We start from the raw sequence: 23,949 nt of genomic DNA on the forward strand, positions 1-23,949 counted from the left end.
GGGCTGTTCCTGTACTGAAGATCGACAAAGTCTAGGCGCTGGAAGGCGTCCGCGACCAGCACCAAATACACTGTACAAACATCCAGCAAAATCTTGAGTGGTTGCTTCCATCCCCGACACTGCTAGCATCCGTGTCTTCCAGCCACTCTGCACTGCCAAGGATCGCGATGCCGTCAGCCCCATTGGACACCCGCTACCAGATCGAGACCCCGGAGGGCATCGACCTGCCCCTGCGCCCGGCCGGCCTGGTGCCGCGCATGCTCGCCTTTGCCTTCGACCTGGGCGTACGCGCGGTGGTCATGGGCGTTCTGCTGGTGCCATTGGCCTTGCTTGGCAACGTCGGTATCGGCCTGGGAGCGCTGCTGCTGTTCCTGATCAGTTGGTGGTACATGGTGCTGTTCGATGTGCTCAACCAGGGTTGCTCACCCGGCAAGCAGGTCATGGGGTTGCGTGTCGTACAAGATGACGGCACTCCGATTGGCTGGTCCGCATCACTGATCCGCAACCTGCTGCGGTTTGTCGACATGCTGCCGTTCGGCTACTGCCTCGGCGCGATCAGTTGCCTGCAGCACCCCCATTTCAAGCGCCTGGGCGACCTGGCCGCCGGGACTCTGGTGATCTACCGTGAACAGCCGCTGGTACGCCCTCGGATTCCTCAAGCGACGGCCCTGCGCCTGCCCTTCGCCCTGGATTTGAGCGAACAACGGGCGATCCTTGGTTTCGCGGAACGCCAGGGGGAACTGTCCACCGAGCGCGTTCACGAATTGGCCTCGATTCTTGCCGCCCCCTTGCAGGTATCCCCCGCCCGCGCTGCGGAACAACTCAATGGCGTGGCCCGTGGCCTGCTGGGGCCAGCATGAAACAGAGCCTTTTCGAAAGCCGTCACCAGCGCCAATGGCGAGCCTTCGCCGAGCAGCTCACACAGCTGGAGCAAGGCCAGGCCAAGGCCGGTGACGTGGCCGATTTCCCTCATCAATATCGACGCCTGTGCCAGCATTTGGCCCTGGCCCAGGAACGCGGCTACAGCAGCTATCTGGTAGACCCATTGCAACAACTGGCCCTGCGCGGCCACCAACAACTCTACCGTCATCGCAGCCAACTGGCGGCGAATGCGCTGAGCTTTGTACTCGCCGATTTTCCTCGGCTGGTACGGGAGCAGTGGCGTTTTGTGCTGATCGCCAGCCTGCTGTTCTTTGGCAGCCTGGTGGGTATTGCCCTGCTGGTCTACCTGTTTCCCGACCTGATCTACAGCATCGTCAGCCCGCAACAGGTGGCCGAGATGCAGGGCATGTACGACCCTGATGCCAGCCGCCTGGGCCGCGCCGCCGAGCGTGCATCGAGCGAAGACTGGATGATGTTCGGCTACTACGTGATGCACAACATCGGTATCGCGTTCCAGACGTTTGCCGCCGGTTTAGTGTTCGGCCTGGGCAGCGTGTTCTTTCTGATTTTCAACGGCCTCATCATCGGTGCGGTCTCCGGTCACCTGACCGAGATCGGCTATGGCCAGACCTTCTGGTCATTCGTCATCGGCCATGGCGCATTCGAACTGACCGCGATCGCCCTCGCCGGGGCCGCAGGCTTGCAGTTGGGGTGGGCACTGATCGCTCCGGGACAATTGACCCGTGGTGAATCATTGCGGCTGGCTGCACGCAAGAGCGTGCAAATGCTCTGCGGTGTCATGATTTTCCTGCTGATCGCAGCGTTCATCGAGGCTTATTGGTCATCCACCACCGTGATAACCCCGTGGGTCAAATACCTGGTGGGCGCTGTTCTGTGGCTGCTGGTGGGCACTTACCTAGGCTTTGCGGGAAGGAATCGCCATGCGCCTGACTGATGCCAGCGTGGTCATCCGGCCGCGTACTGCCTGGGAAGCCATGGATCTTGGCGCCTTGATGGCACGGGAGCATCGCGTGCTATTGATGGGCAGTTGGGCATTGGTCACCGTACCTGTGTTCGCCTTGCTTACAGCCCTGCTGTGGCAGTATCCGTCCACCGCCATATTTCTGTTCTGGTGGCTCAAGCCGGCCTTCGACCGCTTGCCGCTGTACATTTTGTCCAAGGCCCTGTTTGGTGAAACGCCCACTATCAAGCACGCTGTACGCCAGTGGCCGCTCCTCCTCAAGGGTCAACTGCTGGCCAGCCTGACCTGGCGACGGCTGAGCCTGAGCCGCAGCTTTGTAATGCCGGTGAGCCAACTCGAAGGCCTGGACGGCCCGGCACGCCAGAAACGCCTGGGCGTGTTGCAGCAACGCAATGCCGGAGCCGCGCGCTGGCTCACCATCATCGGAATGCACCTGGAAATAGGCCTGTGGTTCGGCTGCATGGCACTGTTCTATCTGTTCATCCCACAAAACCTCGAGATGGATTGGGACTGGCAGCGCCTGTTATTGGCGACAAGTTCGGAAGGGTTATGGCTGGAGCACCTGGGCAACGCATTCTATGTCTTGCTGCTGATATTTTGGGAACCCATCTATGTCGCATGCGGCTTCAGCCTCTACCTTAATCGTCGCACCGTATTGGAAGCCTGGGACCTGGAGCTGGTCTTCCGACGCCTTCGTCAGCGCCTGAGCAATGTGGCCCCGCTGTTGTTATTGATGATCGGACTGATGCTGCTGCCTCTCAGCCCTCCTGTCATGGCCGAAGCTTCCAGTCCCTCCAAACCGCTGAGTACCCCGAGCGCGAGCCAATCCATCAAATCGCTGCTGGACAAACCGCCCTTCAAGAACCCGGAAACCGTAACCCGTTATCGGTTTGGCGAAGAAAAGCCAGCCGGTAAAAACAAAACACACAGTGACGGCAGACTTCCCGATTGGCTGAAGGCGCTGCTGGACAACCTCAACAGCGATACCTTCAAGCACATCGCCCAAGGCTTGGAAGTTCTACTGTGGGGCGTTTTCATCGGCAGCCTGATCATGCTCGCGTGGCGTTACCGAGACTGGTTGCACACCTTCGTCAGCCGGCGCGGGCCGCGTGAGACAGAGGTTGCCAAACCGCTGCCCACGCAATTGTTCGGTCTTGAACTGGGTACCGAGACCTTGCCCGACGACGTTGCCGGCGCCGCCGAACAGCTATGGGCCACCCAACCCAGGGTAGCCCTCGCCCTGCTGTATCGAGGCCTGCTCAGCCGGTTATTGCATGATTTCAACCTGCCATTGAAAAGCGCTGATACCGAAGGCCAGGTCCTGGCACGTGTACACCAGTTGCAGCAACCACAGCTGCTGGCCTTCAGTGATGAACTGACCCGGCATTGGCAAAACCTCGCTTATGGTCACCGCCTGCCTCCGCTGCCTGCCCAGCAGAAACTATGCAGTGATTGGCGCGCCCTGTTCAGCCCAGGGAGCAATTCATGAATCGGCCATTACGATGGGTGGGGTTATTACTGGCGTGCCTGCTTGGCGCGGGCGGTTACTACGTATGGAGCAAGGCGACTCCCTATGACGAAGTGGTAGATCGTGGTCCTTCGCCAGAGGCGCTGGCCAATCCTTACCTGGCAGCCGAACACTTTCTGCGCCAACAAGGCCTGACCGTAGAGCATGCCTATAACCTGAAACAGCTGGACACCTTGCCCTCCAAGGGCAACAGCCTACTGCTGCTCGGCGAGCGCAGTAATATGTCGCCACGCCAGGTAGAACAGTTGCTGGAGTGGGCCAGGTCAGGCGGCCATCTGTTGCTGGTCGCCGAGGCGCTGTGGGATGAAGAGACTGGCAAAAGCGGTGACCTGCTGCTCGATCGCCTGCAGATTCACCAGACACTGAGTGACGAACCTGAAGAACCTGCCACTTCCCTCAAAAAGCCCTCAAGCAAGAAAGCCCGGGACCTGACCAAACTCTATGTCGACAATGAAACCGCACCGGCTTATTTCAGTTTCGACACAGATTTCAACCTGACCGACCCCAAGCACCTGGCTCAATTCTCCGCCAACAGCGCAAGGGCCAGCCACCTGATGCAGCTCGACCTTGGGGAAGGCAGCGTCACAGTGATCACGGACAGCGACCCGTGGAAAACCCCGAACATCGGCAAGCACGACAACGCCTGGCTGCTGTGGTACCTGAACCAGGGCACCGCCGTGACTTTGCTGTTCAACAGCGACTTCGACGACCTGTTCACCTTGCTGATGCGGTATTTCCCCCAAGCCCTGGTGGCACTCACTGCCCTCGTCGCCTTGGGACTTTGGCGGGCCGGCGTGCGTCAAGGCCCGATTCGGGCCCCTGCATCCCCCGCGCGTCGCCAATTGCAGGAACACCTGAAAGCCAGTGCCGATTTCCTGCTGCGGCGCAGCGGCCAGGGCACCCTGCTGCAGGCCTTGCAACGCGATATCTTGCGTGCGGCCCGACGCCGCCACCCCGGTTTTGAACGCCTCGACAACGCAGAACAGCGCCGCGTGCTTGAACACCTGACGCGCCAACCCTCTCACGTCATCAACCAGGCCCTTGGCCCACTCCCGGCAAAACGGCTTTCCAGCGCCGATTTCAGCCGACAGGTGGCGTGCCTGCAAACCCTCAGGAATGCCTTATGAGTGATTTCCCAAGCACCACTGCCTTGACCAGTGAAGCCCTGCAACGCGCCAGTGGGCAAGCCCAAGCCCTGCGCACTGAGTTGCGCAAGGCAGTGATTGGCCAGGATTCGGTGATCGAAGACGTCCTGACCGCACTGATCGCCGGTGGCCACGTGCTGCTCGAAGGCGTGCCAGGGCTGGGCAAAACCTTGCTGGTGCGCGCCCTGGCACGCTGCTTCGAGGGCGATTTCGCGCGTATCCAGTTCACCCCGGACCTGATGCCCAGCGACGTCACAGGCCACGCCGTGTATGACCTGCATACCGAACAGTTCAAGCTGCGCAAGGGGCCGGTGTTCACCCACTTGTTGCTGGCCGATGAAATCAACCGTGCTCCAGCCAAGACCCAGGCAGCCTTGCTCGAGGCCATGCAGGAACGGCAGGTGACCCTCGAAGGCGAGGCGCTGCCCATCGGCCAACCGTTCATGGTGTTGGCGACACAGAATCCCATCGAACAGGAAGGCACATACCCCCTGCCGGAGGCGGAACTGGATCGCTTCATGCTCAAGGTGCGCATGGATTACCCCGACGCGCAGCAGGAACTGGAGATGGTGCGCGAAGTCACCCGCTCGTCGCGGGCCGACATGCTGGCTGTACACCCATTGCGCACCGTATTGCAGGCCGAAGATGTGCTGCAACTGCAGCAGGTTGCCAGTGACCTTGCCCTGGATGAACAGGTGCTCGACTATGCCGTGCGCCTGGCACGCGCTACACGCAGCTGGCCAGGGCTGGCGATCGGTGCCGGACCGCGCGCCTCAATCGACCTGGTCCGCGGCGCCCGTGCCCGCGCCTTGTTGCGCGGTGGTGAATTTGTAACACCGGACGATATCAAGGGATGCGCCCTGGCAGTACTGCGTCATCGCGTACGTATCGCCCCAGAGCTGGATATCGATGGGCTGGAGGTCGACCAGGTGCTCCGGCAGTTGTTGGATCAGATTCCGGCACCCCGGCAGTGACTCGCCCATGAAACCGACCCGTCTGCTGTTGAACTGGCTTGGCGCATTGCTGGGTATGGGCATTTTGCTGGGCACTGCGGCAGCATTGCAGCTCACAGTACCGGACACCTTGCACTCAGTCGTCTGGGGATTACTCCTGGCGTTATTTCTGTTGGCCATGCTGGACGCCGTACGATTGCATCGCCGTCCATCTCCGCATGTACAACGGCAGATGCCCGGCAGCCTGGCGCTGGGACGCTGGGGCGAAATCCGCCTGGCTCTGGAGCACGACTTCCCACAGCCGCTGACGGTGCAGGTATTCGATCATTCCCCCGACGGGCTGAGCGTGGAGAACATGCCTCAACCCATAACCTTGTATCCCGGTGAACGCAGCGAACTGGGCTACCGCCTTCGCCCCCTGCGGCGCGGGCATTTCAGTTTCAGCCGTTGCGAAATACATCTGCCCAGCCCTATGGGGCTGTGGGCGGCACGACGCCTTATCGAAGTGAGCGATTCCACCCGCGTCTACCCGGATTTCGCTCGGCTCTACGGCGCCCAACTGCTGGGTGTGGACAACTGGCTGAGCCAATTGGGCGTTCGTCAACGTCAAAGGCGCGGTCTGGGGCTGGAATTTCATCAACTACGTGAGTTTCGCGAAGGCGACAGCCTGCGACAGATCGACTGGAAAGCCACCGCCCGACAACGCACCCCCATCGCCCGTGAATACCAGGATGAGCGCGACCAACAAATCGTGTTCATGCTTGATTGCGGCCGGCGCATGCGAAGCCAGGATGACGAACTGTCTCATTTTGACCACGCCCTCAATGCGTGCCTGCTGCTCAGCTATGTTGCCTTGCGCCAGGGCGATGCCGTGGGGCTGTGCACCTTTGCCGGTGACCAATCGCGCTACCTGGCGCCGGTCAAGGGCATTAGCCAGTTGAACCTGTTGCTCAATGCGGTGTACGACCTGGACACCACCCGACGGACCGCCGATTACCAGGCGGCGGCAAGCCAACTGCTGGCCCGGCAGAAGCGTCGAGCCTTGGTCATTGTGGTGAGTAACCTGCGGGACGAGGACGATGAAGCCCTGTTGACGGCCGTCAAACGCATCAGTCGTCAACATAAGGTGCTGGTGGCCAGCTTGCGCGAGGAGGTACTCGACCAACTGCGTCAAACCCCCGTGCAAACCTTGCCCGAAGCCCTGGCCTACAGCGGCACCATCGACTACCTCAACACACGGGACGAGCTGCATGACCGCCTGAACGCACATGGCTTATCCGTCCTGGACACCTTGCCATCCGAGCTGGGCCCCGCACTGGTGACACGCTACCTGGGCTGGAAGAAAGCCGGCGCTTTCTGAGAAAAGCGTTCTGAAAAACCACACTCGACCACGGTAGAGGTAAATCCCTCTGAACCGGGTCGACAGTGCGTTGTAGCTAGGCCGAAGCCTGCAAGGGGTCAAAACTGAAGTAATGCAACAAGACGTTGATCAATTGCCCATACTCCTCCGGGGCCTGCAGCACACTGAACCCGGAATCGTAATGCTGCGGGTTGATATCTTCGTGGCTCCACAGGCAGGTAGCCGTGAGATCAATGGGATAAAAGGTGCCGTCAGCCTCCGGAATCTTCAAGCGCAGCTCGAAATCCACGTCGACCATCATGGGCAATTGGCTGATCAACATCAGCCCGTCTTCCGAAACATTGCCCAAAAAACCGATGGGCTTGTCGGTGAGACGGTTAAACACTTGCAGGAAGTAAGGTAGCTGATGCCGCTCGATCCGTCGGTCGGTAAACATGGTGAGATCGCCATCCAGTGGCCATAACGCGGCCGTGCCAGTGATTCGGAACGAGTAATAAAACCCGCTCTCCATGGATCTCGGTAAGACAACGGGCAATAGTCCGTCGCCAGAACAGCTACCGAGTCCGGGCCCACATTCGTTTGCATAGAAACTTGTACAAACGAACATTCAAAGGATAGCCCAAGACTGGCAACAGGCCAGTTATGAAATGGCGATTATCATCACAATGAAGCGGGACGCGGCTGGGCGACACTTGCACCGCGGTAATGCCCCAACTGCTGCAAGGTATCGAGCCTCGCACGAGCACGATAGGCGTACTCACTCGACGGGTACTGATTGATGATGAACTGATAGGTCTGCACCGCATCGACGAACAGTTTCTGCCGTTCAAGGCATTGCCCGCGCAACATCGATACCTCCGGTTGCACATAGCGGCGCGTGCGGCTTTCACGGTCGACCTGGGACAACTCCAGGGTGACACGCTCGCAATCGCCGACCTTGTAGGCGCGGTAGGCATTGTTCAAATGGTGGTCCATCGACCAACGGGTGCAGCCGACAACACTGACGGCCAGGGCAGCAATGAGCAAAATTCGCATGAGGGTTCTCCTGTCTTGTGCAGTGTATCGACCCCTCGTTAAAAATCTTCAAGGATGTTCGTATCCAGCCGCAGCGAAAACAAGGCAATCGTCGATAAGTAGTGCAAACGAACAATGACTACAACGAAAGAGCATAGTAGCCTTCCTCAGCGCTTGAACTCAGGAGTCTGTGCATGTCCGTCCGTCGTACCAAAATCGTCGCCACCCTTGGCCCGGCCAGCAACTCGCCGGAAGTCCTCGAACAGCTGATTCTGGCTGGTTTGGACGTTGCCCGTCTGAACTTCTCCCACGGCACCCCGGACGAGCACAAGGCTCGCGCCAAGCTGGTGCGTGACCTGGCTGCCAAGCACGGCCGCTTCGTGGCACTGCTGGGTGACCTGCAAGGTCCGAAAATCCGCATCGCCAAGTTCGCCAACAAGCGGATCGAGCTGAAAATCGGCGACACCTTCACCTTCTCCACCAGCCACTCGCTGACCGAAGGCAACCAGCAAGTCGTGGGTATTGACTACCCGGACCTGGTCAAGGACTGCGGCGTCGGTGACGAACTGCTGCTGGACGATGGCCGCGTGGTCATGCGCGTCGACACCGCCACCGGCACCGAGTTGATCTGCACCGTGACCATCGGCGGCCCGCTGTCCGACCACAAAGGCATTAACCGTCGTGGCGGTGGCTTGACGGCACCGGCCCTGACGGAAAAAGACAAGGCTGACATCAAGCTCGCCGCCGAAATGGAAGTGGACTACCTCGCCGTGTCCTTCCCGCGCGATGCCGCCGACATGGAATACGCTCGCAAACTGCGCGACGAAGCCGGCGGTACCGCCTGGCTGGTGGCGAAGATCGAACGCGCCGAAGCCGTGGCCGACGACGAAACCCTCGACGGCCTGATCAAGGCTTCAGACGCGGTGATGGTTGCCCGTGGCGACTTGGGCGTGGAAATCGGTGACGCCGAGCTGATCGGTATCCAGAAAAAGATCATCCTGCACGCACGCCGCCACAACAAAGCGGTGATCGTGGCAACCCAGATGATGGAGTCGATGATCCAGAACCCTATGCCGACCCGTGCCGAAGTGTCCGACGTGGCCAACGCCGTGCTCGACTACACCGACGCCGTGATGCTCTCGGCTGAAAGCGCCGCCGGCCCGTACCCGCTGGAAGCCGTGCAAGCCATGGCGCGTATCTGCCTCGGCGCTGAAAAGCACCCGACCAGCAAGACCTCCAGCCACCGTATTGGCAAAGAGTTCGAAAGCTGCGACCAGAGCATCGCCCTGGCCGCCATGTACACCGCCAACCACTTCCCCGGTGTAAAGGCGATCATCGCCTTGACCGAAAGTGGCTACACGCCGTTGATCATGTCGCGCATTCGTTCCTCGGTGCCGATCTACGCGTTCACCCCGCACCGTGAAGCACAGGCACGCGCGGCGCTGTTCCGTGGCGTGTACACGGTTCCGTTTGATCCGGCTTCACTGGCACCGAACGAAGTCAGCCAGAAGGCAATCGACGAGTTGGTCAAGCGCGGCGTCGTAGAGCAAGGCGACTGGGTCATCCTGACCAAAGGCGACAGCTACCACACCACCGGTGGCACCAATGGCATGAAGATCCTGCACGTGGGCGACCCGCAGGTCTGAGTGACACGCTGAAAAACAAAAGCCCCGCCATGAAAATGGCGGGGCTTTTTGCATTTCAGGGAAGCGGTTGTGTGATGCCAAAGGACCTCATCTTGACCGCGCCGCCGACCAAAGGTGGGAGGGGGCTTGCCCCCGATGAAGCCCGATCAACCACCACACGTTCATCGCCGGGTGATAAACGCGGACAGCGCCGCAATCGCCTCCGGCGACTTCAACCGCTGGGTGAACAAGGCACCCTCCTCCTCGATCACCTGGCGCAACTGCTCGCGATCCACACTTTTCATGAGCTGCTTGGTCACCTGCACCGCACCCGGCGCCAGGGTCTCAAACCGTTCGGCCACTTCCCGCGCCTTGGCCAGCGCCGCCTCGCCGTTGCCCAGCGCTTCAGTGGCAAGCCCCCAGGCCACTGCCTGTTCGCCGGTAAATCCCTCACCCAACAGCAACAGTTCGGCGGCTTTTGCGTGCCCCAGCAACCTCGGCAAGATCAGGCTCGAGCCAAACTCCGGGCACAACCCCAGGTTGACGAACGGCATGCGCAAACGCGCATCGCGGCTGATGTACACCAGGTCGCAATGCAGTAGCAGGGTTGTACCAATACCCACCGCAGACCCCGCCACCGCAGCAATTACGGGTTTTCGACAGTTGAGCAGGCTTTTCATGAAGTGAAACGGTGGGCTGTCGAGGTCGCTGGGCGGCTGTTCGAGAAAATCACCGATGTCGTTGCCGGCCGTGAAGCACTCGCTGCTGCCCTGGATCAGCACGCAGCGGATATCGGCATCCGCGTCGGCGTGCTCCAGTGCATTGGCCAATTGCGTGTACATGGCGCGGGTCAGAGCGTTCTTCTTGTCGGGACGATTGAACTGCAGGATCAACGCCCTGCGTTCGCGCAACTGTTGGATGGCATCGGTCATGGCAAATCTCGCGGCTGGAACATTCAGCGCTCAACCGCGGGGCAAGAACACATCGGCCAGCAGCTGATTACGCGGCAATCCCGCCAGGAACAGGCGCCTGGAAAACGCCTCGACGCTGGCCGGGTGCCCGCAGAGTAAGGCCAGCGTTTGCCGCGAAACAAGCCGCAGTTGCGCCAATGCCTGGGCCACCTGCGCCGCCGTCCACAGTTCCACCGACAGGTTGGGATGCTGTGCAGCCAGCGCAGCCAAGGGCTCGGCCAGATAATGGCCTTCGGCATCATGGGCCAGGTGAATGACGCGGATGGCGCCCTGGTGATCCTGGCGCAGCGCCTCACGCAACACGCCCCACAGGGGCCCCAACCCAGTGCCGGATGCCAGCAGCCACAATGGCCGTGTTTGCCAGTCCGGATCATATTGCAGCGCACCGCCGCGCAAATCCCCCAGGCGCAGTCGATCACCCACCTGCAACTGCCGGGCAAGATCGCTGAATTCGCCGGGCAGGCGACAATCGAGATGAAACTCCAGGAATGGATCTTCCTGGGGCAAGCTCGCCAGGGAATACGGTCGCGCCACTTGCCCGGCCCACAACACCAGGTGCTGCCCAGCCCGGTAACGCAAACCTCGCTCTGGTTGCAGGCGCAGGCGCAGCACGTTCGGGTTCAGCCAATCGACACCCACTACCTGGGCCGGCAAGCCGTCACGCGTCGGGTCAAACGTTTCGACCCGCAGGTCGCCGCTGACCTGACACTGGCAGGCCAACCGCCAGCCGTCCTGGCGCTGCGCCGGGCTCAGGGCCTCGGGCTGCTTGTCTTCGACCTCGCCCTGGCACCGCACCAGGCAAGCATGGCAACTGCCGGCGCGGCAACTGTAGGGCACGGCCACACCCGCCAGGTTCAAGGCATCCAGCAGGTTGCTGCCGGGGGCTACCGACCAATGGTGTTCGCCGACGTACAGTTCAGGCATATAAGGACTCAATCACAAGGGGCGCGCACAGGGAATCATGCCTGCGACAGTTTGACCATAGTCGGGTGTATCGGCCACCGCGCCGGGTTATACTGCCGCGCCTTTTTAGCGTCGCGCCTGCACCACTTTGGCGTGCCTTGGAAAGGTGGCCCCAGCCGACCGATGCAACACTGGGCCCACCTTTATTGAATGTTCCCTTATAGAGGAGCGCGACTCATGACCGTGATCAAGCAAGACGACCTGATTCAGAGCGTTGCCGACGCCCTGCAATTCATTTCCTACTACCACCCCGTTGATTTCATCCAGGCCATGCACGAAGCCTACCTGCGCGAAGAATCGCCAGCAGCCCGTGATTCCATCGCCCAGATCCTGATCAACTCGCGCATGTGCGCCACCGGCCATCGTCCGATCTGCCAGGACACCGGTATCGTCACCGTGTTCGTGCGCGTGGGCATGGACGTGCGTTGGGATGGCGCCACCATGGGCCTGGACGACATGATCAACGAAGGCGTGCGTCGCGCCTACAACCTGCCGGAAAACGTCCTGCGTGCATCCATCCTCGCCGACCCGGCAGGCGCGCGCAAAAACACCAAGGACAACACCCCGGCGGTCATCCACTACTCCATCGTCCCGGGTAACACCGTGGAAGTGGACGTGGCGGCCAAGGGCGGCGGCTCCGAGAACAAGTCGAAAATGGCCATGCTCAACCCGTCCGACTCGATCGTCGACTGGGTGCTCAAGACCGTTCCGACCATGGGCGCCGGCTGGTGCCCACCGGGCATGCTGGGTATCGGCATCGGCGGCACCGCCGAGAAAGCTGCGGTGATGGCCAAGGAAGTGTTGATGGAATCCATCGACATCCACGAGCTGAAAAAGCGCGGCCCGCAGAACCGTATCGAAGAAATGCGCCTGGAGCTGTTCGAGAAGGTCAACCAACTGGGCATCGGCGCCCAGGGCCTGGGTGGCCTGACCACCGTGCTCGACGTGAAGATCATGGACTACCCGACCCACGCCGCGTCCCTGCCGGTGTGCATGATCCCCAACTGCGCCGCCACCCGCCACGCACACTTCGTGCTCGACGGTTCGGGCCCGGCGTCGCTGGAAGCGCCACCGTTGGATGCCTACCCGGAAATCGTCTGGGAAGCCGGCCCGTCGGCCCGTCGCGTCAACCTCGACACCCTGACCCCGGAAGAAGTGCAGAGCTGGAAACCAGGCGAAACCGTGTTGCTCAACGGCAAGATGCTCACCGGTCGCGACGCCGCGCACAAACGCATGGTCGAGATGCTGAACAAGGGCGAAAGCCTGCCGGTGGACCTGAAAGGTCGCTTCATCTACTACGTCGGGCCGGTTGATCCGGTGCGCGAAGAAGTGGTTGGCCCGGCAGGCCCGACCACCGCTACGCGGATGGACAAGTTCACTCGCCAGATCCTCGAACAAACCGGCCTGCTGGGCATGATCGGCAAATCCGAACGCGGCCCGACTGCGATCGAAGCGATCAAGGACCACAAGGCCGTGTACCTGATGGCCGTCGGCGGCGCTGCTTACCTGGTGGCGCAAGCCATCAAGAAGTCGCGTGTTGTCGCGTTTGCCGAACTGGGCATGGAAGCGATCTACGAGTTCGACGTGAAAGACATGCCGGTCACCGTTGCTGTCGACAGCAAGGGCGAGTCCGTGCACATCACCGGTCCTGCCATCTGGCAGAAAAAGATCAGTGAAAGCCTGGCGGTAGAAGTGCAGTAAGCGCTTCCCCTCCAAACATAAAGGCGACTGCGGCCCATGGCCCGGTCGCCTTTTTTATGGCCTGTGGAAAACGCGGCGGTTGTGACCTCTGGGCTTTCTGTGACCACTGGGCTTGTTGTGGCGAGCGGGCTTGCCCCAACATAAACGTCGTGCATGCTATGGTGCACTCCCCTTACCGTGCCTACCCATCACCGTATGATCGTGATCCCGCGCGCCCTGCGCCTGACCTTCTACTCGCTGCTGATCATCGCTGGCGCACTGCTGGCCGCAGCCCTGGCCACCCGCCACGCTGAACGCCAGGCCCTGGTGGACGATGCCGCCCGTGCCAATCAGCAACTTGCACTCTATGCCAGCTCGTTGCACACCCTGATCGAACGCTACCGTGCGCTACCCGCCGTGCTGGCGCTGGACTCGGAAATGATCAGCGCGTTGAAAGGCCCGCTGGACGCCGCCACCCAGGACGTGCTCAACCGCAAGCTCGAACGCATCAATGGGGCCGCGCAATCCTCCACCCTGGAATTGATGGATCGCACCGGCCTGGCGGTCGCCGCCAGCAACTGGAACCTGCCGAGCAGTTACGTGGGCCATAACTACGCGTTCCGGCCGTACTTCAGCCAGACCCTGAGCCAGGGCACCGGGCGTTTTTATGCGGTAGGGGTGACGACCGGCATCCCAGGGTATTTCCTCTCCAGCGCCGTGCTGGATGAACACGAGCAGTTCCTCGGCGCCATGGTGGTCAAGCTGGAGTTCCCCGAGCTCGAACGCGAATGGGCCCAGGGCAATGACCTGCTGCTGGTCAGCGATGCGCGCGGCATCGTGTTTATCGCCAACCAGCCCGGCTGGCGTTATCGCAACCTGCGACCGTTATCGGCCAACGACCTTGCCGAGCTGAAAGCCACCCGCCAATACGACAAAAAACAACTGCAGGCGCTGGAAACCCAGACCCTGCAGCGCTTTGACGAAAACAGCCACCTGATGCGCGTCAACGGCCCGGATGGCAATGCCAACTACATCTGGGAATCGCTGCCCCTGAAAGCCGAAGGCTGGACCCTGCACCTGCTGCGCAAACCCCAATTCGCCTTTGAGGACCAACGCAACGCCGGGCTCGCTGCCGCCGGTTCCTGGCTGGCGCTGGTGTTCCTGGTGCTGTTCCTGACCCAACGCTGGCGCCTGGCCCGCTTGCGCCAGCGCAGTCGCGAGGAGCTTGAGCAACTGGTGGAAGAACGCACCCAGGCGTTGCGCACCGCCCAGGATGGCCTGGTGCAATCGGCCAAATTGGCGGCGCTGGGGCAGATGTCCGCCGCCCTCGCCCACGAAATCAACCAGCCACTGACCGCCCAGCGCATGCAGTTGGCCACCTTGCGCCTGCTGCTCGATCACGGCCGCATTGACGACGCTTACCAGGCCCTAACGCCGCTGGACGATATGCTCACACGCATGGCCGCGCTCACCGGCCACCTCAAGACCTTCGCGCGCAAAAGCCCGAGTGGCCTGCGCGAACGCCTGGACTTGGCCACGGTGGTCGACCAATCCCTGCACCTGCTCGACGCACGCCTGCGCGATGAGGCCATCGGCGTGGTGCTGGACCTGGCCCGCCCCGCCTGGGTACGCGGTGATGCGATCCGCCTGGAACAGGTGCTGATCAATCTGTTACGCAACGCCCTCGACGCCATGGCCGACAAACCGCGCAAACGCCTGGAAATCCGCCTGCACGCCGACCAGCAACTCTGGCAACTCACGGTCAGCGACAGCGGCGGCGGGATTGCCGAAGAACACCTGAGCAGCGTGTTCGACCCGTTCTTCACCACCAAGCCGGTGGGAGACGGCCTCGGCTTGGGGCTGGCGGTGTCCTACGCTATCGTGCACGAATTGGGCGGTCGCCTGATCGCCGGTAACCGGGGCGACGGCGCAGTCTTTACCCTGACCTTGCCCATCGCGCTGGAGACGCCCGACCTATGTTGAACGCGGTGATTGTGGTCGATGACGAAGCCAGCATCCGCACGGCCGTCGAGCAATGGTTGAGCCTGTCAGGCTTTGAAGTGCAGTTGTTCGGCCGCGCCGAAGAATGCCTGGCGCAGCTGCCCAGGGATTTTCCCGGCGTAATCCTCAGCGACGTGCGCATGCCGGGTCTCAGCGGTCTGGAACTGCTGGCTGAAGTGCGGCGCCGTGATGCCGATTTACCGGTGATCCTGCTCACCGGCCATGGCGATGTACCGATGGCGGTCGAAGCCATGCGCGACGGCGCCTATGACTTCCTCGAAAAACCCTTCAGCCCCGACGCCCTGCTCAACAGCCTGCGCCGTGCACTGGACAAACGTGGCTTGATCCTGGAAAACCGTCGCCTGCATCAGCAGGCCGACCACCGGGCGCAATTGGAATCGACGCTGCTGGGCGTGTCCCGGGGTTTGCAGACCTTGCGCCGCCAGGTGCTGGACCTGGCGAGCCTGCCGGTCAACGTGCTGATCCGTGGCGAGACCGGCAGTGGCAAGGAGATGGTCGCGCGCTGCCTGCATGATTTTGGTCCACGTGCGAAGAAGCCATTCGTGGCGCTCAATTGCGCGGCGATCCCGGAACAGTTATTCGAGGCCGAGCTGTTTGGTCACGAAAGCGGCGCGTTCACCGGCGCCCAGGGCAAGCGCATCGGCAAGCTGGAATACGCCCACGGCGGCACGCTGTTCCTCGATGAAATCGAAAGCATGCCGCTGGCCCAACAGGTGAAATTGCTGCGTGTGCTGCAGGAGCAGAAGTTGGAGCGGCTGGGCTCCAACCAGAGCATCCACGTGGACCTGCGCATCATCGCCGCCACCAAGCCGGACCTGCTGGAAGAGGCCCGCGCCGGGCGCTTTCGCGAAGACCTGGCGTATCGATTGAACGTCGCGCAATTGCGCCTGCCGCCCCTGCGCGAGCGCCGCGAAGATATCCCGTTGCTGTTCGATCATTTTGCACAAAGTGCTGCCGAACGCCTGGGCCGCAGCGTCGAGCCATTGAGCGGCGCGCAGTTGGGGCGCTTGCTCAGCCATGACTGGCCGGGCAACGTGCGCGAGTTGGCCAACGTCGCCGAACGCCAGGTGCTGGGCCTGGGCGACCCGGAGCCGGAGGGCATCGAGGCCGGACAGTCCCTGGCCGCGCAGCAAGAGGCCTTCGAAGCCCACTGCCTGAAAGCCGCGCTGACCCGACACAAAGGCGATATCAAGGCGGTACTGGCCGAGCTGCAACTGCCACGGCGCACCTTCAATGAGAAGATGCAGCGCCATGGGTTGGTGCGGGAGATGTTTCTCTAGGCCAACCTTTGCGTTGACTGCCAGGCCTTATCGGGGGCAAGCCCCCTCCCACATTTTGATCTGTGAACACATTCAAGTGTGGGAGGGGGCTTGCCCCCGATGAGAACAACAGCCATAAGCGGATTTCCGCCCACCGCCTGCAAATCATCAGCGGTTTTTCGCTCAAATAAATCCTCAAACCCCTCTGTTCCGGGCCTTCATACACCTGGCACAGCTCCTGCTATAGCTCGACCCAGGCTGCGCACGCGCCGCTCCATAAAAACAACTAGATGAAGGATCCTTCAATGGATAACTCCAACGCCCTGCCTCTGGGGTCGGCGGCCGCGCCGGCAAAAGAGCGCACTACCTCCAGCCGCATCAAATCGATTTTCAGTGGTTCTGTCGGCAACATGGTCGAATGGTACGACTGGTACGTCTACGCCGCTTTTTCGCTGTACTTCGCCAAGACTTTCTTCCCCAAAGGCGACACCACCGCCCAACTGCTCAACACCGCCGCGATCTTCGCCGTGGGCTTCCTGATGCGCCCGATCGGTGGCTGGCTGATGGGCCTGTACGCCGACAAGGTCGGCCGTAAAAAAGCCCTGATGGCCTCGGTCTACCTGATGTGCTTCGGCTCGCTGCTGATTGCCCTGAGCCCGGGCTATGAAATCATCGGTATCGGTGCGCCGATCCTGCTGGTATTTGCCCGTTTGCTGCAGGGGCTGTCGGTCGGCGGCGAATACGGCACCTCCGCCACTTACCTCAGCGAGATGGCGACCAAGCAACGTCGTGGTTTCTACTCCAGCTTCCAGTACGTGACGCTGATCTCCGGCCAGCTCATCGCCCTGGCGGTGCTGATCGTGTTGCAACAACTGCTGACCACCGAACAACTGTATGCCTGGGGCTGGCGTATCCCGTTCGCCATCGGCGCACTCTGCGCAGTGGTTGCGCTGTACCTGCGGCGCGGCATGGAAGAAACCGAGTCGTTCACCAAAAAGGAAAAGGCCAAGGAAAGCACAATGCGCACCTTGATGCGCCACCCCAAGGAACTGCTGACCGTGGTCGGCCTGACCATGGGCGGTACGCTGGCGTTCTACACCTACACCACCTACATGCAGAAGTACCTGGTGAACACCGTCGGCATGAGCATTTCCGACTCCACCACCATCTCGGCGGCGACGCTGTTCCTGTTCATGTGCCTGCAACCCATCGTCGGCGGGCTGTCGGATAAAATCGGCCGGCGGCCGATCCTGATCGCCTTCGGCATACTCGGTACGCTGTTCACCGTGCCGATCCTCACCACCCTGCATACCATCCAGACCTGGTGGGGCGCGTTCTTCCTGATCATGGCGGCGCTGATCATCGTCAGCGGCTACACCTCGATCAACGCCGTGGTGAAAGCCGAACTGTTCCCCACCGAAATCCGCGCCCTGGGCGTGGGCCTGCCGTATGCGCTGACGGTGTCGATCTTCGGCGGCACCGCTGAATATATCGCGCTGTGGTTCAAGAGCATCGGCATGGAAACCGGTTATTACTGGTACGTGACGGCGTGCATCGCGGTGTCGCTGGTGGTCTACGTGACCATGAAGGACACCCGCAAGCACTCGCGCATTACCACCGACTAAACGTCAGTTGCAGTCAACCCTGTGGGAGAGGGCAAACCCTCCCACAGGTTGAATCAGGACAACTCAGCTATCGTCTTACGTCCGTACCGCCGCTGCGCGTACGACGCCCCCGCAATCATCACCACCAACACCGCCGCCAACACTGCCGACGAACCGATGGTGCCGAAGTCCAACCCGCCCTTTTCATGGGGCTTGGTAAGGAAGTCACCCAAGGTCGCGCCGAACGGCCGGGTCAGTACAAACGCCACCCAGAACAACAGCACCGAAGAAATCCTGGTGAAGTATTTGAGTGCCACCACCGCCGCAATCGCCGAGCCGATCAACAAGGCGCCGCCAGCAAAGCCCAGCCCGGAGTCATCTGCCAGGAAATCGCCCAACGCGGTGCCCAAGGTGTTGGAGAACAGGATGGCCATCCAGTAGAACAACTCACCCCGGAAGGTCTGCACCTTGTTCACGTTCAGCGAATCGCCGCTGAGGTGCCACAACGCGAAGATGATCATCAGGATCGCGATCAGGATCATGGAGCCCGTGGCATAACCCAGCCCCAAGGTGCGGTCCATGAAATCCGACATCGTGGTGCCTGCGGTGCTAGTGGACAGAATCACGATCCAGTACAGCACCGGGTTATAGGTTTTCGAGCGCAGTTGCGTCACCAAGGTGATCAGGAACACGCTGATCAGCATCATCGAACTGATGGCATAACCGACATCCAGGGTCATCGACAGCAAATCCCCGGCGGTTTCGCCCAAGGTGGTCGCGCAGATTTTCATGACCCAGAACGCCAGGGTGATCTGAGGAAGTTTATTCATAAGGGGGAAGGCTCCAAAGCTCAGTCTCTCAATAGGCCGACTTATTGGGTTGTCGACAGTGGGCGCAGACTGACGGTGGAGCTGTGAAAAATAGGTGGGCGATGAATGAAAATTCCATAGTATGGCCACTTCATCGACGACCACTGCAGGAACCCCGGCCATGCCTGACGATATCCACTTCTACGAACCCGCCAACGGCCACGGTCTGCCCCACGACCCGTTCAATGCCATCGTCGGTCCACGGCCGATCGGCTGGATCTCGTCCCATGACAACGAAGGTCACCTGAACCTGGCGCCCTACAGTTTTTTCAATGCGTTCAACTACATTCCGCCGATCATTGGATTTTCCAGCGTCGGGCGCAAAGACAGCCTGAACAACATCGAACAGACCGGCGAGTTTGTGTGGAACCTGGCCACCCGCCCGTTGGCCGAGCAGATGAACCAGAGCTGTGCTGCCGTCTCACCTGAGGTGAACGAGTTTGAATTGGCCGGCCTGACGCCGGTGGCCTCGAAGATCGTTGGTGTGCCGCGGGTGGGCGAAAGCCCGGTCTCGTTCGAATGCAAGGTGACGCAGATCATTCAGCTGCAACGTGCCGACAAGGCATTGGTGCCGAGCTGGCTGGTGCTCGGCGAGGTGGTCGCAGTGCACATTGCCAAGTGGCTGCTCAAGGATGGCATCTACGATACCGCCGCCGCCGAGCCGATCCTGCGCGGTGGCGGACCGGCGGATTACTTTCAGTTGGGGCCAGAAGCCCTGTTCAGGATGTATCGCCCAGGCGCCAGCAAACCCTGACTGAAAGACAATAAAACATGGGAGGGGGCTTGCCCCCGATGGCAATCGGCACATTCAACGTCTTTGTTGAATGACACGCCGCTATCGGGGGCAAGCCCCCTCCCACATTGGACTGTCGGTGTTGCTCAGTTGGCGGCGCTCGCCCAGGTCAGTTGACCCTCTTCGTCCACGCCCGTCAGCCGTTCAAGCTGCACAGTGGCTGCATCGTCGGCATCGGAGGCCGTCTTGAACGTCTGTCCGTCAAGGATCTTGTGAAACTGCGGGGCGCCCATGCCATCCAGTGCCTTGACGGCAACGGCGGCGCTGTAGCCCCCTTCACCCGGTACTACGGCGGATACGGCTTCGTGGTGGGCAAATTGTTTACGTGCCATGTTGCAGGTCCTGGCCAATGGAAAGTCGGCCATTCTAGACCTTCAGCCGGCGAGTTGCAGGTACTCGCCGTAGGCGTGTGCGGCGGATGCATCAGTGAAGGTCTGGAAGTCCATGCTGCGCACGACCATGTCGTTCAACAGCTCGGTGAAGATCATCAGCGCCGGGGAGTTGAAGTAGGCGCTCATCGCCTGCTCGCTGCTCCAGAAACCGGAGATCAACCACACATCAGGATCAACCTGGGAATGCTGCAACGAGAACTGCAGGCAACCCTGAGCCTGGCGGCCCGGTTCGATCAAACTGCTCAAGCGTGCACCGAGTTCGGTGCTGCACCCGGTGCGGGCGCGGATAAAGGCCATATGGCTCGCGGGAATGGGGGTGGACATGTTCGACTCTCCCGTTGAGAAGTGATGCTCGGCAAGCACTGTGAGGGCGTGTTGCCACAGGATCAAAGATAACGGCGCGAGTCGGCACGCGGTTAGTCAATTCCTGTCGGCTTATTGCACAATCCTGCGAGAAGCGTAGGAGGGACGTCTGGCACAGAGGTTTATTCCATGGCCCGAGGCCTTGTTTCAGGGAGATGACAGGTGCCGCGATTGCCTGATTCACGATGTATCGCAGGATCAGGCAAGGATTGTGCAGAATCGACGTAACACTGTTTGAAAAGCCGCCGCTAAGCTGAACCCATCGAAGTAGCCAGTAGAGGACGTTCCATGTCGTCGCCCGAACATACAGCCATTCCCCTCGACGCCGAGATGGAAAAACAGCGCGCCGAACTGGCCAGCATCGTGCACCGGCATACCTGGGAGGACGGTTCCTACGGTACGGCCATCACCACCCTGTTTCTGAACCGCCACAACACCCCGCGCGACTTCATGCCGGTGCTGGTGGAACCGGCCCTGTGCATCCTCGCCAGTGGCAGCAAGGAAGTACGCCTGGCCGACGAAATCTTTGCCTACGACCCGCTCAACTACCTGGTGTTCTCGGTAGCGATGCCGGTGGCCGGGCGGATCATCGATGCCACGCCGCAGGACCCGAACCTGTCAGTGCGCATCAATATCGATCCGGCGCAGCTCACGGCGCTGATTGCCGAGGCTGGCCCGATGGGCGTGCCATCGCGCCCGACTTCTCGCGGCATGTACGTCGACCGCATTGATGGCCAACTGTTGGACGCCGTACTGCGACTGGCACGCCTGTTGGATACGCCGAAAGACATCACCATGCTCGCGCCGTTGATCAACCGCGAAATTCTTTACCGACTATTGCGTGGGCCGCAGGGCTATCGGCTGTATGAAATCGCCGTGGCCAACAGTCAGAGCCATCGGGTCAGCCAGGCGATCAAGTGGTTGAACGGCAACTACGAACAACCGCTGCGCATCGATGACCTGGCCAAGGAAGTGAACCTGAGCGTCTCGACCTTGCACCACCGTTTCAAGGCGATCACCGCCATGAGCCCGTTGCAATACCAGAAGCAGTTGCGCTTGCAGGAGGCACGGCGCTTGATGATTGCCGAAGGGTTGGAAGCGTCGGCGGCAGGGTATCGGGTGGGGTATGAAAGCCCATCGCAATTCAGCCGGGAATACAGCCGATTGTTTGGCGCACCGCCGTTGCGTGACCTGGCCCGGTTGCGCCAGAGCATCTGAGCCAATGACGATCAACATGTGGGAGGGGCGTGCCCCCTCCCACACTGGACCGCTTGTGTTCAGTCTAATCCGCGCGGCAGCTGCAGGGTCACGCGCAAGCCACCCTCACGCAAATTCTGCAAACTCACTTCACCGCCATGGCTGTGCGCAATGTTGCGCGCAATCCCCAGGCCCAAGCCGTAACCCTGTTGCTGCCCGGCGAGGCGGAAGTGTGGCTCGAAGACTTGTTCCAGGCGCTGCTCCGGCACGCCGGGCCCCTCGTCGTCCACATGCAGGACGAACTCCGCGCCATCGTCCTCGATGTGCAGATGGGCGTTCTGCCCATACTTCAAGGCATTGTCGATCAGGTTGCCGATGCAGCGCTTGAGCGCCAGCGGCTTGCCCGGATACGCCGCCAGGGCAGCACCGTCCAGCGTGACCCGGCCGTTGCCGTTGGGTGCCACGTAAGGCTCCACCAGGCATTCGAGCACATGATTGAGGTCCACCGGCTCGATGTTCTCGTGGATATCCGTGTCCTTCACGCATTGCAGCGCGCCCTTCACCAGCAACTCCAGTTCATCCAGGTCGCGGCCGAACTTGGTTTGCAGGTTTTCGTCTTCCAGCAGTTCCACGCGCAGGCGCAGGCGGGTGATCGGTGTGCGCAAGTCGTGGGAAATCGCACTGAACAATTGACTGCGCTCGGTCAGGTAGCGGCTGATGCGCTCACGCATGGCGTTGAAAGCACGGCCCACTTCCACCACTTCGCTGCCGCCACCTTCGGCCACCGGCTCCACGTCGGCGCCCAGGGACATGTCCCGCGCCGCCCGCGCCAAGCGCTTGAGCGGCCGGCTTTGCCAGTGCACCAGCAGGCCGATGAACAGCAGCAGGAAACCGCTGGTCAGCACGATAAACCACACCTGCTGGGACGGCAGGCCTTGTTCTTCAAGGCTGGTGTAGGGCTCGGGCAACAGCGAGGCGATGTACAGCCATTCGCCCTGGGCCAGTTGGATCTGGGTGACCAGCACCGGCGGGTTCACCGGTTCCAGGGTCAGCGCGTAGTGCGCCCAGGAACGCGGCAGCTCATCGAGTTTCAGGCCGGCATTGAAGATGCGCAGGTCTTCGGCGCTGACGAACTCCACCGACATATGCACATCGGCGCCCAGGGTCTGCTTCAGCACCTCATCCACCGCTTCAAGCACTGCCTGTTTACGCGGGGTCTGCGGCAGGATGGCCATGTCCAGCGGGCGATCATTGAGCGTCACCACAAAACGCGTGCCACCCATGCTGCGCAGTTGATCGAGCACCAGCGGCCGATACGCCACCGGTAACGAACGAAAATAACTCACGCTGGCGGTCATCGAATGCGCCAGGCTGCGGGCACTGGTGACCAGGCCTTCGAGCTGGGTGGCGCGCAATTGCGAGACCCAGATCACGCTGGACAGCGCCTGGGCGAACAGCACCGCCAGCAGCGTCAGCAGCAGCATGCGCCCCAGCAGCGAACGCGGTACCGGGAAGCGCCGGCGGCGTTCGGTCAACGGCTCAGTGGACATTGCCGGCAACCACGCTGGCTGCCAGTTGATAACCACTGCCCCGCACGGTGCGGATCAGACGAGGGGGCTTTTCGGTGTCGCGCAGGCGTTGGCGCAGGCGGCTGACAGCCATGTCGACGATGCGATCCAGCGGCATCAGATCACGCCCCCGGGTGGCGTTGCCGATGGTGTCGCGGTCGAGGATCTGCTGCGGGTGGTCGAGAAACAATTTGAGCAGGGCAAAATCCGCGCCGGAGAGGATCACTTCTTCGCCGTCCACATGGAACAGACGGTGGCTGATCATATCCAGCCGCCACTCATCGAATACCAGCACATCGCCGCCGCTGCTGCGCTCCTGGCCGAACTGGCAACGGCGCAACAAGGCCTTGATCCGCGCTTGCAACTCGCGAGGGCTGAAGGGTTTGCCGATGTAGTCGTCGGCGCCCAGCTCCAGGCCGATCACACGGTCGGCCTCGTCGGAACTGGCGGTGAGCATGATGATCGGCACCTGCGCCTGGCGCGGGTGCTGGCGGATCCAGCGGCAAAGGCTGAAACCGTCTTCGTCCGGCAACATCACATCGAGGATGACCAGGTCGCACGGTGCCTCGTTCATCGCCTGGCGGAACCCCGCGCCATCCGGCACCCCACGCACCTGGAAACCGGCGCGACTGAGGTAGGTCTGCAGCAATTCGCGGATTTCCTGGTCGTCATCGACCAGGAGGATCGATTTACTGATTACGCTCACGGGGTCCTCCTTGTTGTTATGGGGTGTTATTGATGGCCTCATCGGGGGCAAGCCCCCTCCCACATTGGAATGC

22 protein-coding genes are annotated in these 23,949 nt (G+C 61.2%); 13 read left to right on the plus strand and 9 right to left on the minus strand.

From position 1 onward, the window contains the following. The first annotated feature begins 167 nt into the window (after positions 1 to 167). From LUU92_RS23155 to LUU92_RS23180, 6 genes are read left to right on the plus strand one after another with little or no spacing between them, the layout of a single operon-like run. Positions 168 to 860 carry an RDD family protein gene (locus tag LUU92_RS23155; protein WP_257102695.1) on the plus strand — a complete coding sequence of 231 codons (693 nt, stop codon included), beginning with the start codon at positions 168 to 170 and terminating at the stop codon, positions 858 to 860. Then, positions 857 to 1,837 carry a stage II sporulation protein M gene (locus LUU92_RS23160; RefSeq protein WP_257102696.1) on the plus strand — a complete coding sequence of 327 codons (981 nt, stop codon included), beginning with the start codon at positions 857 to 859 and terminating at the stop codon, positions 1,835 to 1,837. The genes LUU92_RS23155 and LUU92_RS23160 overlap by 4 nt, the downstream gene beginning before the upstream one ends. Further along, complete coding sequence (locus tag LUU92_RS23165; RefSeq protein WP_071489372.1) at positions 1,824 to 3,353, plus strand: DUF4129 domain-containing protein; 1,530 nt, start codon at positions 1,824 to 1,826, stop codon at positions 3,351 to 3,353. The genes LUU92_RS23160 and LUU92_RS23165 overlap by 14 nt, the downstream gene beginning before the upstream one ends. Then, complete coding sequence (locus LUU92_RS23170; RefSeq protein ID WP_257102697.1) at positions 3,350 to 4,519, plus strand: DUF4350 domain-containing protein; 1,170 nt, start codon at positions 3,350 to 3,352, stop codon at positions 4,517 to 4,519. Before LUU92_RS23165 ends, LUU92_RS23170 begins: the two co-directional genes overlap by 4 nt. Beyond that, a complete protein-coding gene (locus LUU92_RS23175) occupies positions 4,516 to 5,511 on the plus strand; it encodes an AAA family ATPase (RefSeq protein ID WP_071489518.1) in 996 nt (331 codons plus the stop codon). The genes LUU92_RS23170 and LUU92_RS23175 overlap by 4 nt, the downstream gene beginning before the upstream one ends. Positions 5,512 to 5,518: 7 nt before the next feature. Continuing rightward, entirely contained in the window at positions 5,519 to 6,850 is a 1,332-nt protein-coding gene (locus LUU92_RS23180; RefSeq protein ID WP_257102698.1) for a DUF58 domain-containing protein, read from the plus strand. Between the two features lie 76 nt (positions 6,851 to 6,926). Here the strand turns inward: LUU92_RS23180 and LUU92_RS23185 are convergent, their stop codons facing one another. Then, entirely contained in the window at positions 6,927 to 7,286 is a 360-nt protein-coding gene (locus LUU92_RS23185; protein WP_071489334.1) for a PilZ domain-containing protein, read from the minus strand. Positions 7,287 to 7,510: 224 nt separating this feature from the next. Continuing rightward, a complete protein-coding gene (locus tag LUU92_RS23190) occupies positions 7,511 to 7,885 on the minus strand; it encodes a tol-pal system YbgF family protein (RefSeq protein ID WP_071489333.1) in 375 nt (124 codons plus the stop codon). A gap of 173 nt (positions 7,886 to 8,058) precedes the next feature. On the opposite strand from LUU92_RS23190, the gene pyk reads away from it, so the two are divergent. Then, a complete protein-coding gene (gene pyk / locus LUU92_RS23195) occupies positions 8,059 to 9,510 on the plus strand; it encodes a pyruvate kinase (protein ID WP_071489332.1) in 1,452 nt (483 codons plus the stop codon). A gap of 161 nt (positions 9,511 to 9,671) precedes the next feature. On the opposite strand, the gene LUU92_RS23200 is transcribed toward pyk, so the two are convergent. Both LUU92_RS23200 and LUU92_RS23205 read right to left on the minus strand, forming a co-directional pair. Further along, complete coding sequence (locus LUU92_RS23200; protein WP_257102699.1) at positions 9,672 to 10,421, minus strand: enoyl-CoA hydratase; 750 nt, start codon at positions 10,419 to 10,421, stop codon at positions 9,672 to 9,674. A 30-nt stretch (positions 10,422 to 10,451) separates the two neighbouring features. Beyond that, on the minus strand, positions 10,452 to 11,384 hold the full coding sequence (locus LUU92_RS23205) for an iron-sulfur-binding ferredoxin reductase (RefSeq protein ID WP_071489330.1): 933 nt from the start codon (positions 11,382 to 11,384) through the stop codon (positions 10,452 to 10,454). Positions 11,385 to 11,600: 216 nt separating this feature from the next. Here LUU92_RS23205 and LUU92_RS23210 point away from each other — a divergent pair, with 216 nt between their 5' ends. From LUU92_RS23210 to LUU92_RS23225, 4 genes are all read left to right on the plus strand, one after another. Then, positions 11,601 to 13,124 carry a fumarate hydratase gene (locus tag LUU92_RS23210; RefSeq protein WP_027605509.1) on the plus strand — a complete coding sequence of 508 codons (1,524 nt, stop codon included), beginning with the start codon at positions 11,601 to 11,603 and terminating at the stop codon, positions 13,122 to 13,124. Between the two features lie 195 nt (positions 13,125 to 13,319). Then, on the plus strand, positions 13,320 to 15,086 hold the full coding sequence (locus LUU92_RS23215; RefSeq protein WP_257102700.1) for a two-component system sensor histidine kinase MifS: 1,767 nt from the start codon (positions 13,320 to 13,322) through the stop codon (positions 15,084 to 15,086). Beyond that, a complete protein-coding gene (mifR, locus tag LUU92_RS23220) occupies positions 15,080 to 16,405 on the plus strand; it encodes a two-component system response regulator MifR (RefSeq protein ID WP_071489328.1) in 1,326 nt (441 codons plus the stop codon). Before LUU92_RS23215 ends, mifR begins: the two co-directional genes overlap by 7 nt. Before the next feature lie 284 nt (positions 16,406 to 16,689). Then, a complete protein-coding gene (locus LUU92_RS23225; protein ID WP_257102701.1) occupies positions 16,690 to 18,009 on the plus strand; it encodes an MFS transporter in 1,320 nt (439 codons plus the stop codon). A gap of 53 nt (positions 18,010 to 18,062) precedes the next feature. Here LUU92_RS23225 and LUU92_RS23230 read toward each other — a convergent pair whose 3' ends face one another. Next, complete coding sequence (locus LUU92_RS23230) at positions 18,063 to 18,818, minus strand: COG4705 family protein (protein WP_071489326.1); 756 nt, start codon at positions 18,816 to 18,818, stop codon at positions 18,063 to 18,065. 160 nt (positions 18,819 to 18,978) lie between these two features. On the opposite strand from LUU92_RS23230, the gene LUU92_RS23235 reads away from it, so the two are divergent. After that, positions 18,979 to 19,611: a flavin reductase family protein gene (locus tag LUU92_RS23235; RefSeq protein ID WP_092246825.1), complete on the plus strand. Its 633-nt coding sequence runs from the start codon at positions 18,979 to 18,981 to the stop codon at positions 19,609 to 19,611. Between the two features lie 125 nt (positions 19,612 to 19,736). Here LUU92_RS23235 and LUU92_RS23240 read toward each other — a convergent pair whose 3' ends face one another. Then, positions 19,737 to 20,015: a hypothetical protein gene (locus tag LUU92_RS23240; protein WP_083351504.1), complete on the minus strand. Its 279-nt coding sequence runs from the start codon at positions 20,013 to 20,015 to the stop codon at positions 19,737 to 19,739. A 9-nt stretch (positions 20,016 to 20,024) separates the two neighbouring features. Continuing rightward, positions 20,025 to 20,366: an antibiotic biosynthesis monooxygenase family protein gene (locus LUU92_RS23245; protein ID WP_010208042.1), complete on the minus strand. Its 342-nt coding sequence runs from the start codon at positions 20,364 to 20,366 to the stop codon at positions 20,025 to 20,027. 327 nt (positions 20,367 to 20,693) lie between these two features. Between LUU92_RS23245 and LUU92_RS23250 the strand changes: the two genes are divergently transcribed. After that, complete coding sequence (locus tag LUU92_RS23250) at positions 20,694 to 21,623, plus strand: AraC family transcriptional regulator (protein WP_222540357.1); 930 nt, start codon at positions 20,694 to 20,696, stop codon at positions 21,621 to 21,623. Positions 21,624 to 21,682: 59 nt separating this feature from the next. Here the strand turns inward: LUU92_RS23250 and LUU92_RS23255 are convergent, their stop codons facing one another. Then, on the minus strand, positions 21,683 to 23,152 hold the full coding sequence (locus tag LUU92_RS23255) for an ATP-binding protein (RefSeq protein WP_071489322.1): 1,470 nt from the start codon (positions 23,150 to 23,152) through the stop codon (positions 21,683 to 21,685). Further along, a complete protein-coding gene (locus LUU92_RS23260; protein WP_058423302.1) occupies positions 23,142 to 23,876 on the minus strand; it encodes a response regulator in 735 nt (244 codons plus the stop codon). Before LUU92_RS23260 ends, LUU92_RS23255 begins: the two co-directional genes overlap by 11 nt. Positions 23,877 to 23,949 lie beyond the last annotated feature (73 nt).

It is taken from the genome of Pseudomonas extremorientalis (assembly GCF_024584605.1).
GTDB classification, from domain to species: domain Bacteria; phylum Pseudomonadota; class Gammaproteobacteria; order Pseudomonadales; family Pseudomonadaceae; genus Aquipseudomonas; species Aquipseudomonas extremorientalis.